This window comes from Anoxybacillus dikiliensis (assembly GCF_050613275.1).
GTDB lineage: Bacteria > Bacillota > Bacilli > Bacillales > Anoxybacillaceae > Anoxybacillus.
The window spans coordinates 2,432,335-2,450,745 of the sequence record NZ_CP187112.1 but is presented as its reverse complement, the minus strand read 5'-3'; the positions used below and the strand labels follow the sequence as shown (position 1 = coordinate 2,450,745).

17 protein-coding genes, 1 tRNA gene and 1 pseudogene are annotated in these 18,411 nt (G+C 42.2%); 18 read left to right on the top strand and 1 reads right to left on the bottom strand.

Annotation, left to right across the window (positions count from 1 at the left end; translation table 11 throughout):
* Window positions 1–8 precede the first annotated feature (8 nt).
* From rapZ to ACPF7I_RS12920, 4 genes are read left to right on the top strand one after another with little or no spacing between them, the layout of a single operon-like run.
* Window positions 9–899 (top strand): RNase adapter RapZ, encoded by an 891-nt coding sequence (rapZ, locus tag ACPF7I_RS12935; protein WP_430745877.1) that lies wholly within the window; start codon window positions 9–11, stop codon window positions 897–899.
* Entirely contained in the window at window positions 896–1,861 is a 966-nt protein-coding gene (locus tag ACPF7I_RS12930; protein ID WP_430745879.1) for a gluconeogenesis factor YvcK family protein, read from the top strand. The genes rapZ and ACPF7I_RS12930 overlap by 4 nt, the downstream gene beginning before the upstream one ends.
* A 12-nt stretch (window positions 1,862–1,873) precedes the next feature.
* Complete coding sequence (whiA, locus tag ACPF7I_RS12925) at window positions 1,874–2,836, top strand: DNA-binding protein WhiA (RefSeq protein WP_430745881.1); 963 nt, start codon at window positions 1,874–1,876, stop codon at window positions 2,834–2,836.
* 21 nt (window positions 2,837–2,857) lie between these two features.
* Window positions 2,858–3,112, top strand: coding sequence for an HPr family phosphocarrier protein (locus tag ACPF7I_RS12920; protein WP_003397301.1), 255 nt, complete (start codon window positions 2,858–2,860; stop codon window positions 3,110–3,112).
* A gap of 27 nt (window positions 3,113–3,139) precedes the next feature.
* On the opposite strand, the gene clpP is transcribed toward ACPF7I_RS12920, so the two are convergent.
* Window positions 3,140–3,763, bottom strand: coding sequence for an ATP-dependent Clp endopeptidase proteolytic subunit ClpP (clpP, locus tag ACPF7I_RS12915; protein WP_272947709.1), 624 nt, complete (start codon window positions 3,761–3,763; stop codon window positions 3,140–3,142).
* Between the two features lie 181 nt (window positions 3,764–3,944).
* Here clpP and ACPF7I_RS12910 point away from each other — a divergent pair.
* From ACPF7I_RS12910 to eno (ACPF7I_RS12845), 14 genes and pseudogenes are all read left to right on the top strand, one after another.
* Window positions 3,945–4,016, top strand: a tRNA-Arg gene (locus ACPF7I_RS12910).
* Window positions 4,017–4,240: 224 nt separating this feature from the next.
* A complete protein-coding gene (rpoN, locus tag ACPF7I_RS12905) occupies window positions 4,241–5,521 on the top strand; it encodes an RNA polymerase factor sigma-54 (protein WP_430745882.1) in 1,281 nt (426 codons plus the stop codon).
* Between the two features lie 12 nt (window positions 5,522–5,533).
* Window positions 5,534–5,767 (top strand): glutaredoxin family protein, encoded by a 234-nt coding sequence (locus ACPF7I_RS12900; protein ID WP_043967833.1) that lies wholly within the window; start codon window positions 5,534–5,536, stop codon window positions 5,765–5,767.
* 135 nt (window positions 5,768–5,902) lie between these two features.
* A complete protein-coding gene (locus ACPF7I_RS12895) occupies window positions 5,903–6,934 on the top strand; it encodes a sugar-binding transcriptional regulator (protein WP_430745883.1) in 1,032 nt (343 codons plus the stop codon).
* Window positions 6,935–6,969: 35 nt separating this feature from the next.
* On the top strand, window positions 6,970–7,977 hold the full coding sequence (gap, locus tag ACPF7I_RS12890; protein WP_430745885.1) for a type I glyceraldehyde-3-phosphate dehydrogenase: 1,008 nt from the start codon (window positions 6,970–6,972) through the stop codon (window positions 7,975–7,977).
* 116 nt (window positions 7,978–8,093) lie between these two features.
* Window positions 8,094–9,278 carry a phosphoglycerate kinase gene (locus ACPF7I_RS12885; protein ID WP_430745887.1) on the top strand — a complete coding sequence of 395 codons (1,185 nt, stop codon included), beginning with the start codon at window positions 8,094–8,096 and terminating at the stop codon, window positions 9,276–9,278.
* A 17-nt stretch (window positions 9,279–9,295) separates the two neighbouring features.
* A complete protein-coding gene (tpiA, locus tag ACPF7I_RS12880; protein WP_430745889.1) occupies window positions 9,296–10,051 on the top strand; it encodes a triose-phosphate isomerase in 756 nt (251 codons plus the stop codon).
* The gene (gene gpmI, locus ACPF7I_RS12875) at window positions 10,048–11,583 is read left to right on the top strand and encodes a 2,3-bisphosphoglycerate-independent phosphoglycerate mutase (protein WP_077429730.1); all 1,536 of its coding nucleotides are present in this window, start codon (window positions 10,048–10,050) and stop codon (window positions 11,581–11,583) included. Before tpiA ends, gpmI begins: the two co-directional genes overlap by 4 nt.
* Window positions 11,584–11,602: 19 nt before the next feature.
* On the top strand, window positions 11,603–12,898 hold the full coding sequence (gene eno / locus ACPF7I_RS12870) for a phosphopyruvate hydratase (RefSeq protein ID WP_430745891.1): 1,296 nt from the start codon (window positions 11,603–11,605) through the stop codon (window positions 12,896–12,898).
* A gap of 597 nt (window positions 12,899–13,495) precedes the next feature.
* Window positions 13,496–14,752 carry a group II intron reverse transcriptase/maturase gene (gene ltrA / locus ACPF7I_RS12865; RefSeq protein ID WP_064221401.1) on the top strand — a complete coding sequence of 419 codons (1,257 nt, stop codon included), beginning with the start codon at window positions 13,496–13,498 and terminating at the stop codon, window positions 14,750–14,752.
* 86 nt (window positions 14,753–14,838) lie between these two features.
* Window positions 14,839–15,678, top strand: coding sequence for an RHS repeat-associated core domain-containing protein (locus ACPF7I_RS12860; protein WP_431019024.1), 840 nt, complete (start codon window positions 14,839–14,841; stop codon window positions 15,676–15,678).
* 242 nt (window positions 15,679–15,920) lie between these two features.
* A complete protein-coding gene (locus ACPF7I_RS12855) occupies window positions 15,921–16,874 on the top strand; it encodes a hypothetical protein (RefSeq protein ID WP_431019023.1) in 954 nt (317 codons plus the stop codon).
* Between the two features lie 427 nt (window positions 16,875–17,301).
* Entirely contained in the window at window positions 17,302–17,601 is a 300-nt protein-coding gene (locus ACPF7I_RS12850) for an RHS repeat-associated core domain-containing protein (protein ID WP_431019326.1), read from the top strand.
* Window positions 17,586–18,395, top strand: a pseudogene (eno, locus tag ACPF7I_RS12845) (phosphopyruvate hydratase); the annotation flags it as partial. The gene ACPF7I_RS12850 and the pseudogene eno (ACPF7I_RS12845), both read left to right, overlap by 16 nt.
* Window positions 18,396–18,411: the final 16 nt, after the last annotated feature.

Genomic DNA, 18,411 nt, shown 5'->3' with positions numbered 1-18,411 from the left:
AGAGGGCGATGAGCACAGGCTCAGCACACGTTCAAATGGTCATCATTACAGGAATGTCGGGGGCGGGGAAGACGGTCGCTATCCAAAGCTTTGAAGATTTAGGCTATTTTTGTGTCGATAACTTGCCGCCGACATTGTTGCCGAAGTTTCTTGAATTAATTCGAGAATCAGGAAATAAAATGAATAAAATCGCACTTGTTATGGATTTGCGGAGCCGAGACTTTTTCGACCGTCTTTTTGCTGCACTAGATGATTTAGCGGAAACATCATGGGTAACTCCACAAATTTTATTTTTAGATGCAAGCGATGCGACGCTTGTTAGCCGTTATAAAGAAACGCGCCGTTCTCATCCGCTTGCGCCGAGTGGATTGCCGCTTGAGGGGATTAAGTTAGAGCGCGAGTTGCTGGAAGAATTAAAAGGGCGTGCACAAATGATTATTGATACGTCTAGCCTAAAGCCGCGAGAGCTGCGTGAAAAAATTGTGCAAACATTTGCAACGCCAGCAACGACAACTTTTTCTGTTAATGTCGTCTCGTTCGGATTTAAATACGGTCTACCGATTGATGCCGATCTCGTTTTTGATGTCCGCTTCTTACCAAATCCGCATTACATCGAACATATGCGTCCGAAAACAGGATTAGATGAAGAAGTATCGTCTTACGTATTAAAGTGGACGGAAACGCAAAAATTTATTGAAAAAGTCACAGATTTGCTTTCGTTTATGCTTCCGCACTATAAACGAGAAGGAAAAAGCCAAGTTGTCATTGCCATCGGATGTACAGGTGGACAGCATCGTTCTGTTACGTTAGCGGAGTATATCGCCCGTCATTTCGCAGACGAATATACAACGCATGTGTCACATCGAGATATTGCAAAAAGAAAGGATACGCACCGATGAAAAAAATTGTTGTCATTGGTGGGGGAACAGGTCTCCCTGTTTTACTTCGTGGGCTGAAGCAGTATAATGTTGATTTAACAGCGATCGTGACCGTTGCAGATGACGGCGGAAGCTCGGGAAGATTGCGTGACGAACTCGATATGCCCCCGCCTGGAGATATTCGAAATGTGCTTGCTGCTCTTTCTGATGTGGAGCCACTCATCGTTGAACTGTTTCAACATCGTTTTGAAAACGGAAACGGGTTGTCCGGTCATTCGCTCGGTAATTTAATTTTAGCGGCGATGACGTCTATTACGGGCGATTTTGTGCATGCGGTTCGTGAAATGGGAAAAGTGTTAAATGTGCGCGGAAAAGTGTTGCCAGCAGCGAATGAAAGCGTTGTGCTGCATGCGGAAATGGAGGACGGGACGATTGTATCAGGGGAGTCGAAAATTCCGTATTCCGGAAAAAAAATAAAACGTGTATTTTTAACTCCCGCAAATATTGAACCGCTCGAAGAAACGATTATGGAATTGCGGTCGGCTGACTTAATTGTCATCGGTCCCGGGAGTTTGTATACAAGCATTTTACCGAACTTACTCGTTCCTAAAATTGGCGAAGAGGTATGTCAATCAAAAGCGAAAAAAGTATATATATGCAACGTCATGACCCAAGCAGGAGAAACGTTAAACTATACGGCGAGCGATCATGTGAAAGCGCTGTATGATCATATGGCGTGTGCCTTTTTAGATGCCATCATTGTAAACGATGCGCCGATTTTGCCGGAAACAAAAGAACGGTATGCAAAAGAATGGGCTGCACCAGTCGTTTGTGATACGGAAAAGTTAGAGGCGCTCGGTTTGCAAGTTATTTGTGATGCGATCATTGATGAGCGAGATGGAACGGTGCGTCACGATACGAAAAAAGTAGCGGCGTTGCTCGTTTCGCTTCTTGCACCTCCTTCGCACGACACACATGGATAGGAGGTGGAATGGTTGTCGTTTGCATCGGAAACGAAAAAAGAGTTAACGAATATAGAAGTGAAAACGTGTTGTTTAAAAGCGGAATTGTCCGCTTTAATTCGAATGAATGGCTCTATTTCCTTTTCCAGTCGGCGTTTACTGTTAAATATCCAAACGGAAAATGCCGCGATTGCAAGGCGCATTTATACGTTATTAAAAAAAGGGTACGACGTAGCGGTCGAACTACTTGTTCGTAAAAAGATGCGCCTTAAGAAAAACAACGTGTATATTGTACGTGTGGTAGAAGGGACGCATGAGTTATTGTCAGATCTAAAAATTATGGAAGAAGGATTCTCTTTCGTCCGTTCCATTTCACCAGAGCTTGTGCAAAAAAAATGTTGCAAGCGCTCGTACTTGCGCGGCGCCTTTTTAGCTGGAGGATCTGTGAATAATCCGGAAACGTCGTCTTATCATTTAGAAATCTTTTCATTGTATCGTGAGCATAACGAATCGCTTTGTGAACTGATGAACACGGCTTTTCATTTACATGCCCGCACATTAGAAAGAAAAAAAGGATTTATTACGTATTTAAAAGAAGCGGAGAAAATTGCCGAGTTTTTAAGCATTATCGGAGCACATCAGGCGTTGTTGCGATTTGAAGATGTGCGCATCGTCCGCGACATGCGCAATTCTGTCAATCGTCTTGTCAATTGCGAAACGGCGAACTTAAACAAAACGATTGGCGCAGCGCTACGCCAAGTCGAAAACATTCGTTATATTGACGAGACGATTGGGCTCGATCAACTGCCAGAAAAACTCCGTGAAATTGCAAAATTGCGCATGGAATATCAAGATGTAACATTAAAAGAACTTGGGGAAATGGTTGCAGGAGGAAAAATCAGTAAATCTGGTATTAACCACCGTCTGCGTAAATTAGATGAAATTGCGGAACGGCTTCGCGCCGGTCAGCCAATTGATTTTCATAAATCTTTATAAAATTATTAGGAGGAATACATGATGGTAGAAAAACAAGTGGAAGTACGCCTAAAAACAGGATTACAAGCGCGTCCAGCAGCGTTGTTTGTTCAAGAAGCGAACCGTTTTTCAGCCGATGTTTATATTGAGAAGGACGGCAAAAAAGTGAATGCGAAAAGCATTATGGGATTAATGAGCTTAGCGATCCATACAGGGGCAGTAATCACGATTTATGCTGACGGTCCAGATGAGCAGGAAGCGCTAAACAAGCTCGTGAAATACGTTGAACAAGAATAAAAACAAGGCGGTCGCACCGCCTTGTTTTTATTTTTCATCTACGCGTGTTAATACGCGGTCAATTAAGCCGTATTCTTTTGCTTTTTCTGCTGTCATAAAGTTGTCGCGGTCTGTGTCGCGCTCAATGACTTCGATCGGTTGTCCTGTGTTTTCGGACAAGATGCGATTTAACTTGTCACGCAAGAATAAAATCCGTTTTGCAGCAATTTCAATTTCTGTTGCTTGTCCTTGCACGCCACCAAGCGGCTGATGAATCATAATTTCGCTATTTGGCAACGCGAAACGTTTTCCTTTCGCACCTGCCGCAAGCAAAAACGCACCCATGGAAGCCGCCATACCGATACAAATAGTCGATACGTCTGGCTTAATAAATTGCATCGTATCGTAAATTGCCATGCCTGCTGTAATTGATCCGCCAGGGCTGTTAATGTAAAGAGAAATGTCTTTCTCAGGATCTTCGGCTGCTAAAAATAAAAGCTGAGAAACGATCGAGTTTGCAACATGATCGTCAATTGGGCTTCCTAAAATAATGATGCGGTCTTTTAATAAACGGGAGTAAATGTCATAGGCGCGCTCCCCGCGGCTCGTTTGTTCAATAACTGTAGGAATTAAGTTCATACTCTTCCTCCTCCGATCATTCGTTTTTTTTATGTACTTTTATCATACAAAAAAGGTCAATAAAGGTCAAATGAAATCCCTTCTACTTATATGTATTCGTGTTTTTTGTTCATCATCCCTTCTTTCATCGTTTCCGCTTTTCGAAATTTTAAACGTCATAGCTATTGCATTTTTTTTTCTTCTTCACTATAATGGTAAGTGCATTTATCATTATGCCCTCGTAGTGTAGTGGATAGCACGAGAGATTCCGGTTCTCTTAGCGTGGGTTCGAATCCTGCCGAGGGCGTTATGAAACCCTGCTTGCGTGGCAAGCAGGGTTTTTTGACATAAAAACAAAGTCCGGTGAGCCACACCGGACGAATGGATAAATTTTGCGAGGCTTGCTCGCTTGTTCTATAAGAATGATAACATGCCTTCGATGCATATGCATAGTAGAAAAAACATCCAATATGTTTTTATCGTCTCTTTCTTATAGAGATGATAAAATGAGGATGAAGGGAGATGGCATGAATGGAGATGCAATTAACGCAAAGGCAAGAGCTAAAAGTTGCGTTGACAAAAGAGCTTGTCCAAGCGATTGAATTGCTGCAATATTCGACGGTAGAATTGCAATCGCTTTTACACGAACAAGCGCTTGAAAATCCATTTATTGAGCTGCGAGAGCGAAAACGGACGACTCATAGGCGGCGTGAGCAAACAGATCGGATGAATTATATTGAAAATGTAAGCGTTTTTAATCGCTCGCTTGCTTCCTATTTGCATGCCCAACTTGTTGGGATGCGTCTATCTCGTGAACATAAAAAAGCGCTCGATTATTTCATTGCTTCGCTTGATGAATGGGGTTATTTGCATACGACGGTTGCGGAGGCGGCTTGCCATCTTCAATTGGAAGAAACGGTTGTATCAAATGCTCTGCATATGTTACGTTCACTTGATCCAGCAGGGGTGGGAGCGGAAAATTTGTCACATTGTTTATATTTACAACTCATCCGTCTTCCAGAAAGGGATGAGTTAGCGGAAACAATTGTCACGGAGTATTTTGAACCGTTTGTCAATAAAAAGTGGAAAGAAATAAAAGCAAAATTAGGTGTAGAATTAAGCGATTTACAACGAGTGTGGGAACTCATTCGTACGCTTCATCCACGTCCGGGAAGTTTATATAATGATGAGCAAATGACGTACATTGTACCGGATGTCATCGTGTCATATGATAACGGAACATGGACGGTGACGATGAATGAAGAAGTCGTTCCAACTGTTGTATGGAATGAATCGTATGAACGGAAAGTACGATCGGATGATCCACACGTTCAAAAATATATCGAGGAAAAACGTCAACAGTTTCAATGGATCCAACGTTGTTTAATGCAGCGAGCAACAACGATTGAGCAAATTGCCTGTGAGTTAATTCATCGACAACGTGATTATTTTGAAAAAGGTTTGCTCCATATGAAGCCACTTACGATGCGCGAAGTGGCAACAGCATTAAACATTCATGAATCGACCGTCAGTCGCGCAGTAAAAAATAAATATATGCAAACGCCTCATGGGTTAATTGACATGCGTCGCTTTTTTACAAGTGGTGTCGATGAACATGCATCACAAGAAAAAGTAAAAAGTTTAATTGCTGAACTCATTAAACAAGAAAATAGTCAAAAACCTCTTTCTGATCAAAATATTGCTGATTTACTTGAACAACGTTACAATATTTGTGTTGCGCGGCGGACGGTTGCAAAATATCGCGAACAGCTTCACATTCCGCCAGCTTCGAAGCGAAAGCAATATGCATAGAGGGGACAAAACATGAAAGTGATCGTATATTCGAAAGAAAATTGCTGTCTTTGTGATGAGGCAAAAGCGATTCTTCGTGAGTTGCAAGTGGAATGGGAAGAAGTCGATATTTACAAAGATGAGCAATTGCTTGAACAGTATCATCTTATCATTCCAGTCATTGAAGTCGATGGAGAAATGGTGGCGTATGGCCGTATTCACAAAGATGTCATAAGAAAGCGGTTACAACAAAAGCGAAGCAGTTGAATAACGTTTCACTTCCTGTTACAATAAAGATGTGGCAGGGGTGAATTTTTTTACACAAAGTGGGACACAATACGTCATGGTGGGACTGAAAACGTCCAAATAGAGAAAAAAGTGAGTAAAAAGGAAGAAAAGAGCATGCGACAATGGATTGATGTTCAACGAAAATTGTTGCCTGATCTTCTCGCGATTATGCAAAAGCGGTATGAAATTTTGCAGCACATTCGGTTAATGCAACCGATCGGACGGCGGACGTTATCGCTCAACTTAGGCATTAGCGAGCGCGTCTTGCGGTCGGAAGTGCAGTTTTTAAAAGAGCAACATTTACTCGATATTACAGCCGCAGGCATGAGCATTACAGCTGAAGGAAATGATGTGCTCATGCAACTAGAAGATATGATGCGAGAAGTATTAGGGCTGAAAGAATTAGAAAGAAAAATAAAAAAGAAACTTCCTGTCGAAGACGTCATTGTCGTTGCCGGTGATAGCGACCAGTCTCCTTGGGTAAAAAGAGAGATGGGAAGAGCTTGTGTCTCACGAATAAAACATTCGCTAAAAGGGGATGACATTGTTGCGGTGACGGGTGGAACAACCCTTGCTGCTGTTGCTGAAATGATGACACCTGACGCGAAATACCGCGATGTGTTATTCGTTCCTGCGCGCGGTGGACTTGGAGAAGATGTAACAAACCAAGCGAACACAATTTGTGCGCGCATGGCTGAAAAAGCGATGGGTCACTATCGTTTATTGCACGTACCTGACCAGCTAAGTGCTGAAACGTACCAATCGATTATTGAAGAACCTGCGATTCGAGAAGTGCTTGAATTAATTAAATCGTCAACGATCGTCATTCACGGAATCGGCGATGCAAAAACGATGGCGGAACGAAGAAAAACACCGCCGGAGGACATGAAAAAAATTGAACAAAATGAAGCGGTGGCCGAAGCGTTTGGGTATTACTTTAATCAGCACGGAGACGTCGTGCATAAAGTAAATACAGTTGGCATTCAGCTCGAAGATGTACGCCACGTTCCTTGCGTCATTGCGGTTGCAGGAGGAGCTTCAAAAGCAAAAGCAATTCAAGCGTATATAAAGCAGGCCAATCGGTGCATCTTAATTACAGATGAAGGTGCAGCAAAACAGTTAGTACGGGATGATTCATCCCTCTAAAATATATCCCTACAATTCCAAAGGAGGAACAAACGATGGCAGTAAAAATTGGTATTAACGGTTTTGGTCGTATCGGCCGTAACGTATTCCGCGCAGCATTAAAAAATCCTGAAATCGAAGTGGTTGCAGTTAACGACTTAACAGATGCAAAAACGTTAGCACATCTTTTAAAATATGACTCTGTTCACGGCACTTTAGATGCAGAAGTAACAGTAAACGGAAATAACATCGTTGTAAACGGAAAAGAAATTATCGTAAAAGCAGAGCGCGACCCAGCAAACTTAGGATGGGGCGATCTTGGTGTCGACATCGTTGTTGAATCAACAGGACGTTTCACAAAACGCGAAGACGCAGCAAAACATTTAGAAGCAGGTGCGAAAAAAGTAATCATTTCTGCACCAGCGACAAATGAAGACATTACGATTGTTATGGGTGTAAACCAAGATAAATATGACCCAGCAAACCATCATGTCATTTCAAATGCATCTTGTACAACAAACTGCTTAGCGCCATTTGCGAAAGTATTACATGAGAAATTCGGCATCATCCGCGGTATGATGACAACTGTTCACGCATATACAAACGATCAACAAATTCTTGACTTACCGCATAAAGACTTGCGTCGTGCGCGTGCAGCAGCGGAATCGATCATTCCAACATCAACAGGTGCAGCAAAAGCGGTAGCACTTGTATTGCCTGAATTAAAAGGAAAATTAAACGGTATGGCAATGCGCGTACCGACACCAAACGTATCTGTTGTTGACCTCGTTGCTGAACTTGAAAAAGAAGTAACAGTCGAAGAAGTGAACGCAGCATTGAAAGCAGCGGCAGAAGGCGAGTTAAAAGGAATTTTAGCTTACAGCGAAGAGCCGCTTGTTTCTCGTGACTACAACGGCTCAACAGCTTCTTCAACAATCGATGCGCTTTCAACAATGGTGATGGAAGGTCGCATGGTGAAAGTTCTTTCTTGGTACGACAACGAAACTGGATACTCTCACCGCGTTGTTGATCTTGCTGCATACATTGCGTCAAAAGGCTTATAATTTTTTGGATTGTTTGCCCAAAACGGTTTATAATAAATAGTTGGAAATACCGAGAAGGGGAGCGGGGATCATCCCCACTCCCTTTCTATGTATCACACGAATAAGGAGGCCTTTCCATGAACAAAAAAACAGTTCGTGACATTGATGTGAAAGGGAAACGTGTCTTTTGCCGCGTCGATTTTAACGTGCCAATGCAAAACGGTGTCGTGACTGACGATACGCGCATTCGCGCCGCGCTTCCAACGATTCAATATTTAATGGAGCAAGGAGCAAAAGTCATTTTGGCGAGCCATCTTGGCCGTCCAAAAGGAAAAGTTGTTGAAGAAATGCGCCTTACTGCTGTTGCGGAACGTTTAAGCGAACTGCTCGGCAAGCGTGTTGTCAAAACGGACGAAGCATATGGTGAAGCAGTGAAAGCTGCGATTGCACAAATGAATGAAGGCGATGTTTTGTTGCTTGAAAACGTACGCTTCTATCCAGGTGAAGAGAAAAACGATCCAGAGTTAGCGAAAGCATTTGCGGAACTGGCAGATGTATATGTTAACGATGCGTTTGGGGCAGCACATCGTGCGCATGCATCGACAGAAGGCATTGCTCACCATTTGCCTGCGGTAGCTGGATTTTTAATGGAAAAAGAAATTGAAGTGTTAGGAAAGGCATTATCAAATCCAGATCGTCCGTTCACAGCAATCATTGGTGGGGCGAAAGTAAAAGATAAAATTGGCGTGATCGAAAACTTATTAGACAAAGTTGATAATTTAATTATCGGTGGCGGATTAGCGTACACATTTGTGAAAGCGCTCGGTCATGAAATCGGAAAATCACTGTTAGAGGAAGATAAAATCGAGTTAGCGAAATCGTTCATGGAAAAAGCAAAAGAAAAAGGCGTGAACTTCTACATGCCTGTTGATGCAGTTGTAGCTGACGATTTCTCAAACGATGCGAACAAAAAAGTAGTGAACATCGATGAAATTCCGAGCGACTGGGAAGGGCTTGACATCGGTCCGAAAACACGTGAATTGTATCGCGACGTCATTTTAAAATCAAAACTTGTCATTTGGAACGGTCCGATGGGCGTATTCGAAATGGATGCGTTTGCGGAAGGGACAAAAGCGGTTGCTCAAGCGCTTGCTGATGCAGAAGGTACATATACGGTCATCGGTGGCGGCGACTCGGCAGCAGCGGTTGAAAAGTTCGGACTTGCAGACAAAATGGATCACATTTCTACAGGTGGCGGTGCGTCGCTTGAATTTATGGAAGGAAAACAACTTCCAGGTGTCGTCGCGTTAAACGATAAGTAAGAAAGGGGATTAAAGCGATGCGAAAGCCGATTATTGCAGGCAACTGGAAAATGCATAAGACGTTAAACGAAGCGCTCCAATTCGTTGAAGAAGTGAAACATGCTGTTCCTTCCAACGAACAAGTCGATACAGTTGTATGTGCGCCAGCGCTCTTTTTAGCGCATTTAGTGGAAGCGACAAAAGGAACGAACGTGAAAATTGGTGCGCAAAATATGCATTTTGAAGATCAAGGCGCGTTCACAGGCGAAATTAGTCCCGTGGCGTTAAAAGATCTCGGCGTCGAGTATGTCATTATCGGACATTCCGAGCGCCGTGAGATGTTTGCGGAAACTGATGAAACAGTGAATAAAAAAGTACTTGCTGCGTTTAAACATGGGCTCGTACCGATTGTTTGCTGCGGAGAGACGTTAGAAGAACGCGAAAGCAACCGTACAAACGAAGTCGTTAGTGCACAAGTGAAAAAAGCGCTCGAAGGCTTAACGGAAGAACAAGTGAAGCAAGTCGTTATCGCCTATGAGCCGATTTGGGCGATTGGAACAGGAAAATCGTCCACAGCTGACGATGCGAACAACGTATGCGGCTACATTCGTCAAGTCATCGCGAACAAATTCTCACAAGAAGCAGCTAATGCGGTACGCATTCAATACGGTGGTAGCGTAAAACCAGAAAATATTGCTGCATTTTTAGCGGAAGAACATATTGACGGAGCGCTTGTTGGTGGTGCGAGCTTACAACCACAATCGTTTTTACAACTCGTGGAGGCAGGAAAATGAGCAAAAAACCAGTAGCATTAATTATTTTAGATGGCTTTGCTCTTCGTGAAGAAACATTTGGCAACGCGGTTGCACAAGCGAAAAAACCAAATTTCGATCGTTATTGGAACGAATATCCACATGCGACATTAACGGCATGCGGTGAAGCGGTCGGTTTGCCAGAAGGACAAATGGGGAACTCGGAAGTCGGTCACCTAAACATCGGTGCTGGTCGCATTGTGTATCAAAGTTTAACGCGTGTGAATATCGCCATTCGCGAAGGTGAGTTTGAGCGCAACGAAACATTTTTAGCAGCGATGGATCATGTGAAAAAACACGGAACAAATTTGCACATTTTCGGTCTTCTTTCTGACGGTGGTGTGCATAGTCATATTAACCATTTATTCGCTTTACTCAAGCTCGCCGCAAAAGAAGGCGTCAAACATGTGTATATTCACGGCTTTTTAGACGGACGTGACGTCGGTCCACAAACAGCGAAAACGTACATTCAACAGTTAAATGAACAAATCGCACAAATTGGTGTAGGTGAAATCGCTACATTATCCGGTCGTTATTACTCCATGGATCGCGATAAACGTTGGGAGCGCGTAGAAAAAGCGTATCGTGCGATGGTGTACGGTGAAGGTCCATCATACCGTGATCCGCTTGCATGCGTTGATGATTCGTACGCCAACGGCATTTATGACGAATTCGTCTTGCCGTCTGTGATCGTCCGTGAAGACGGAACGCCAGTCGCAACGATTCAAGATAATGACGCGGTCATTTTCTACAATTTCCGTCCTGACCGTGCGATTCAAATTTCAAACACGTTTACAAACGATGACTTCCGTTCATTCGATCGTGGACCGAAACATCCGAAAAACTTGTTCTTCGTATGCTTAACGCACTTTAGTGAAACAGTAAAAGGGTACGTGGCATTTAAGCCAACGAACCTTGATAATACGCTCGGTGAAGTATTGTCACAAAACGGATTAAAACAGTTGCGCATTGCCGAAACAGAAAAATATCCGCACGTTACATTCTTTATGAGCGGCGGACGTGAAGAAAAGTTCCCTGGCGAAGAGCGCATTTTAATTGACTCGCCAAAAGTAGCCACATACGATTTAAAACCAGAAATGAGTGCATACGAAGTAACGGACGCTTTACTGAAAGAAATTGAAGCAGACAAATTCGATGCAATTATTTTAAACTACGCAAATCCTGATATGGTTGGTCATTCAGGAAAATTAGAGCCAACGATTAAAGCAGTCGAAGCGGTCGATGAATGTTTAGGAAAAGTCGTCGATGCGATTATCGCCAAAGGTGGTATTGCGATTATTACCGCAGACCACGGAAATGCGGACGAAGTATTAAATCCAGACGGCAGTCCGAATACGGCGCATACGACAAATCCGGTTCCGGTCATCGTAACGAAAAAAGGCATTACGCTTCGCCAAGATGGCATTTTAGGGGACTTAGCGCCAACGATGCTTGATTTGCTCGGATTACAACAACCGAAAGAAATGACAGGAAAAACGTTAATTCAAAAATAAACTAAAGGAGAGATGAACGATGCCAACAATTATTGACATTTATGCTCGTGAAGTATTAGACTCTCGTGGCAATCCGACAGTAGAGGTAGAAGTATACACAGAATCAGGTGCATTCGGACGTGCCCTTGTACCGAGTGGAGCGTCAACAGGTGAGTATGAAGCGGTTGAATTGCGTGATGGCGACAAAGGTCGCTACCTTGGTAAAGGTGTATTACAAGCAGTGAAAAACGTAAACGAAGTCATCGCGCCAGCATTAATTGGTAGCTACGATGTGACAGAGCAAGTTGCTATCGACCGTGCATTAATTGCGTTAGACGGTACAGAAAATAAAGGAAAATTAGGTGCAAACGCAATTCTAGGCGTTTCAATGGCTGTTGCACGCGCAGCTGCTGACTATTTAGGCGTTCCTCTATATCAATATTTAGGCGGATTTAATGCAAAAACGTTGCCTGTTCCAATGATGAACATTTTAAACGGCGGTGCGCATGCGGATAACAACGTCGATATCCAAGAATTTATGATTATGCCAGTTGGCGCACCGAACTTCCGTGAAGCGCTTCGCATGGGAGCAGAAATTTTCCATAGCTTAAAATCAGTATTAAAAGCAAAAGGTTACAACACAGCAGTTGGTGATGAAGGCGGATTCGCGCCAAACTTAAAATCAAACGAAGAAGCGCTTGAAACGATCATTGAAGCGATTGAAAAAGCTGGCTACAAACCAGGTACAGAAGTGATGCTTGCGATGGACGTGGCGTCTTCTGAGCTATATAACAAAGAAACAGGCAAATACCATTTAGAAGGCGAAGGCGTTGTGAAAACGTCTGAAGAGATGGTTGCTTGGTATGAGGAGCTTGTCAACAAATATCCGATCATTTCGATCGAAGACGGTTTAGACGAAAACGACTGGGCTGGTCATAAGTTATTAACAGAGCGCCTTGGCAAAAAAGTTCAACTTGTTGGTGACGACTTGTTCGTAACAAATACGAAAAAATTAGCACAAGGTATCGAACAAGGTGTCGGCAACTCGATCTTAATTAAAGTCAACCAAATCGGTACGTTAACTGAAACATTCGAAGCAATCGAAATGGCGAAACGCGCAGGCTATACAGCAGTAATTTCTCACCGTTCTGGTGAAACAGAAGACAGCACAATCGCTGACATCGCTGTTGCGACAAACGCTGGTCAAATTAAAACAGGTGCACCTTCTCGTACAGACCGAGTGGCGAAATACAATCAATTGCTTCGCATCGAAGATCAACTTGGCGACACGGCGATTTACAACGGCATTAAATCGTTCTATAATCTGAAAAAATAATGCTTAAGCAAGGGAACCTAACCGAATCATTCGGTTAGGTTCTTTTTAGTGTGCTCGGCATGGGTGCAATCTCTAGGGTGAAAGTCCCGAACTGCGAAGGCAGAAGTAGCAGTTAGCTTAACGCAAGGGTGTCCGTGGCGACACGGAATCTGAAGGAAGCGAGCGGCAAACTTCCGGTCTGAGGAACACGAACTTCATATAAGGCTAGGTATCATTGGATGAGTTTGCTAAACAAAACAAAGTCCTTTCTGCCGAAGGTGATACAGAGTAAATGAAGCAGATAGATGGAAGGAAAGATTGCACTCTTACCCGAGGAGGTCTGATGGATACGTGAAGTACCCTTCACAACCTACTTAGCGATAAGTAGCTGAATCATCAGAAGTCAGCAGAGGTCATAGTACGAATCGGTCTAGAACGATTCGGAAGGACTGAACAATCAAGAGAAAATAGCCCTTGGCATTCAGTCCGTCACGATGAACACAGAAAACATAGGACCTCCCAAGAGAAAGGAAACGGTGAATCCCGTGGGGGATCTTTTGGAGGGTGGAGTGACGACTGGCATAAGAAGAACAGCTATTTACGGAAGGAAGAATAACGATGGTTTTGAATCAAATCCTGTCACGAGAGAACATGCTTCTCGCATTGAAACGAGTAGAACAAAATAAGGGCAGCCATGGAGTAGATATGATGCCCGTACAAAACCTGCGAACGCACATCGTCGAAAACTGGCAGTCCATCAAAGAAGCGATTCTCAAAGGTACCTATGAACCGATGCCTGTCCGAAGAGTCGAAATCCCGAAGCCTGATGGCGGTGTTCGGTTACTAGGTATCCCAACCGTGACAGACCGTTTGATTCAACAGGCGATTGCCCAAGTATTGTCGAAGATATATGACCCGATGTTTTCCGAACATAGCTATGGCTTTCGCCCAAATCGAAGTGCCCATGATGCAGTGAGGAAAGCACAAGGATATATCAAAGAAGGATACCGATGGGTTGTAGACATCGATTTGGAAAAGTTCTTTGATCAGGTCAACCACGACAGACTTATGAGCACATTGGCGAAAAGAATCCACGATAAACCGTTATTAAAATTAATCCGCAAGTACTTGCAGTCGGGTGTCATGATTCATGGAGTGGTTTCAAGTACAGAGAAAGGAACGCCACAAGGTGGTCCATTAAGTCCGCTCCTTTCCAACATCGTCCTTGATGAGCTGGATAAAGAATTAGAGAAAAGAGGACATCAATTCGTTCGTTACGCAGACGACTGTAACATTTACGTAAAATCAAAAAGGGCAGGAGAACGAACAATGGCAAGCGTTCAACGATTCATCGAACGTAAACTTCGCCTAAAAGTGAATGAGAAAAAGTCGGCAGTAGACCGTCCTTGGAAACGAAAGTTTCTTGGATTCAGTTTTATCGATGCCGAAGAGCCCAAGATTCGAGTGGCAGAAGAAAGTCTCAAACGAATGAAGAAGAAAGTACGAGAAATCACCTCGAGAAAGATGCCATATTCCATGGAATACCGAATTCAGAAACTGAATCAGTATTTATTCGGATGGTGTGGGTACTTTGCGCTGGCGGATACGAAATCAATCTTTCGGAAAATGGACGGGTGGATTCGTCGAAGACTTCGTATGTGCTTATGGAAAAGTTGGAAAACACCAAAAACGAGGATACGAAACTTGATCAAATTGGGAGTTCCTTCGTGGAAAGCGTATGAATGGGGAAATAGTCGGAAAGGATATTGGCGTATTTCAAATAGCCCCATCTTACACAGAACCCTTGGAAACTCCTACTGGAATGACCAAGGGCTCAAAAGTCTACAAGAACGTTATGAATTCTTGCGTCATTGATCTTGATTGAACCGCCGTATACGGAACCGTACGTACGGTGGTGTGAGAGGACGGAGGTTAATCACCTCCTCCTACTCGATTTTCATTTGGAGAAAAAATTTGGGGTAACTCCTCAAATATATGATCACCCAATCACGATGACCAAAGGCGGAGTAACTTACTATTATCATGTCAACGGTCACGGTGATGTCACGGCATTAACCGATGCAAATGGTAATGTTGTGGCACAGTATCAGTATGATGCTTGGGGAAATATTATTTCGCAAACAGGCACGATGGCTTCGTCTAACCCATATCGTTATGCTGGTTATCGTTATGATGAAGAAACTGGATTATACTATCTCATGGCACGTTATTATGATGCGAACATTGGTCGGTTTATTACAAGGGATACGTTCCATGGGTTTGAGGATGATCCGCAGAGTTTGAATCAATATGCTTATGCTAATAATAACCCTGTAGTGAATATAGATCCTGATGGGCAATTTGCCATGCTCATTCCTGCAGCTTATGCTGCGGCAGTGGCAGTTTTAGGCACTGCGTTAGTTTATTATGCAATTAAGGCACTTGATGCTGTGGGAGAATTAATTGATCAAAGTTTTGCTAGAGTAAAAACAAAACCGAACTATAGATCTAAATATGAGTTACATCATATAGTCGCACAAAAGGCCAAAAAAGCACAACCAGCTCGTAATGTATTGAGCAAGGTCGGTCTCAATGTAAATAATCCTCAAAACTTAATTAGCATTAAAACAGGGCTGCATAGAAGATTGCATACAAATAAATACTATGAAACAATTAATAACATCATGAATTATGCCTATAATAAAAAGTACAGTTATAAAACAAACAGAAAAAGAGTAATTGCAGCTCTTGATGCAATTAAAGTATGGTTAAAAACAAAGAGTTTCTTTTCACCGTTCTAATGGTGAAACTAGGTTGATTTTTCAGAATGGGCCGATTATAGCCTATTAGCATAACCATGCAAATGAGATTAACGTAGAGCCACTGCAGGTATGACTATAGAAAAGAAAAACGTCAGTAGACAAAATCCATCATACCCGTTACTCCATGTTAATCTCTATATTCTTAACCATTTAGAAGTTAAAGATTATACCTAAATCAAAACTTAAACTATTAGTGTCCTCGGTTAAGGAGGGATCAAAACATGTTTCAAATGAATCTAATAAAAAAACTAAAAACTTCTTACCGTATAAGACTGTCAGGAGATAATCAATTTTTATGTCATAATATGGATAGTAAGACGATTGTTTATGATTTAACGACTTGGGAAAAAATTATTGAATTAAACAAACCTAATTATCCAAGTGATATGAGGTTCTCTGAAAACAATAAATATTTATTAATTAAAAGCACTACAGGTACTATATATGTTTATAACACTGCGAACTTCCAGTTGGTAAAAAAGATCCAATCGAAAAAATCTTTTAAGTTGGTTGAAGGAGATACTAATTTTACCCAAGATAATTTAATGATTCTTTCTGTTCTAGAAACCAATGATGGGCAACAAATTGGAACTATTAACATTCATTCAGGGGAATACACGATACTCACAGAATTTGAAAACGCCATTACACTTATTTACTATAATCAATTCCTCAAAAATAGAAATTATCATTTATTTACATTAAGTTATGTAAATAACGAAACGGGTTATAGAGAGAATAAAATTGTTAAAGTTAAGGAACCAATTAACAAGCAGTCAATTGAGTTAAAAAGTCACCCGGAAATTTTAATTTGGGACTCTGTCATTTTCGACTCCATTCATGACGTCTACATCTTGGTAAACGGTTATGAAATAATCTTAGTAGACTCAGACTTTAAAAAGATTTTGAAGAGAGGACACATCATTGACAATGATTCTCCTATGGAACACATTGGATATTTCCGATACCTTCATCAATCAAATGATGGTAGGTTTATTGTAGTGACTTATAATGAAAGTGTAATTATCTTGAGATATGAGGATTTAAAAACCATATTAATTGAAAAAATTCCATATGCTTGTTTTGCTGAATTTAGTAACGATGACCAATATTTACTTGTTGGTACTTGGGAGAACGGGTACGTTTTAGAGAACAACTTACCAGAATATTTTTAGAATTGGTATCTGTACATGTCCTCTCCCATGGAACGAATACAGTGCTGTCGGGAACCGTACGAAGAAAATCGTAAACAATGGAACGACGACGATTACCACAACATACACGTATGACGCCGCCGACCAATTAACAGCCGTCAACGGACAAGCATACACCTACGATGCCAATGGCAATTTAACGAACAACGGCAATAAGACATTTGTGTACGATGATGACAACCGTCTCATTGAAGTGAAAAATGCGTCTGGCGCCACCATCGCGTCATTCACGTATGATCAGCTTGGAAGACGGATCAGCAAAACCACATCAAACGGAACCATTTATTATCACTACGATGGCGACTCGAACCAAGTGCTATATGAAACAGATGCCAACAATAATATTGTTGCTGAGTATACTTGGGATGTGCATGATCGTCCAGTGACAATGACAAGAAATGGGACGACTTACTATTACTATGTTAACGGTCATGGGGATGTTACGGCATTAACGGATGCAAATGGTAATGTTGTGGCACAGTATCAGTATGATGCTTGGGGAAATATTATTTCGCAAACAGGCACGATGGCTTCGTCTAACCCATATCGTTATGCTGGTTATCGTTATGATGAAGAAACTGGGTTATACTACCTCATGGCACGTTATTATGATGCTAATATTGGTCGGTTTATTACAAGGGATACGTTCCGGGGAATGGGTGCCTGTCACTTGTCGAAGAATTTATGATTATGCCAGTTGGCGCGCCAAACTTCCGTGAAGCGCTTCGTATGGGTGCGGAAATTTTCCATAGCTTAAAATCTGTATTAAAAGCAAAAGGCTACAATACAGCCGTTGGTGATGAAGGTGGATTCGCTCCAAACTTAAAATCAAACGAAGAAGCGCTTGAAACAATTATCGAAGCGATTGAAAAAGCAGGCTACAAACCAGGTACAGAAGTGATGCTTGCGATGGACGTTGCTTCTTCTGAACTTTACAATAAAGAGACAGGCAAATACCATTTAGAAGGCGAAGGCGTTGTAAAAACGTCAGAAGAAATGGTTGCTTGGTATGAAGAGCTTGTCAACAAATATCCGATCATTTCAATCGAAGACGGCTTAGATGAGAACGACTGGGCTGGTCATAAGTTATTAACAGAACGCCTTGGCAAAAAAGTTCAACTCGTCGGTGACGACTTATTCGTAACAAATACGAAAAAATTAGCACAAGGTATTGAGCAAGGTGTCGGCAACTCGATCTTAATTAAAGTAAACCAAATCGGTACATTAACAGAAACATTCGAAGCGATTGAAATGGCGAAACGTGCTGGCTACACAGCGGTTATTTCCCACCGTTCTGGTGAAACAGAAGATAGCACAATCGCCGACATCGCAGTAGCAACAAACGCTGGTCAAATTAAAACAGGTGCACCTTCACGTACAGACCGCGTTGCAAAATACAACCAATTGCTTCGCATTGAAGACCAATTAGGCGAAACAGCGGTATACGATGGAGTAAAAACGTTCTACAACTTGAAGAAGTAATAGATGAAGGATGCCT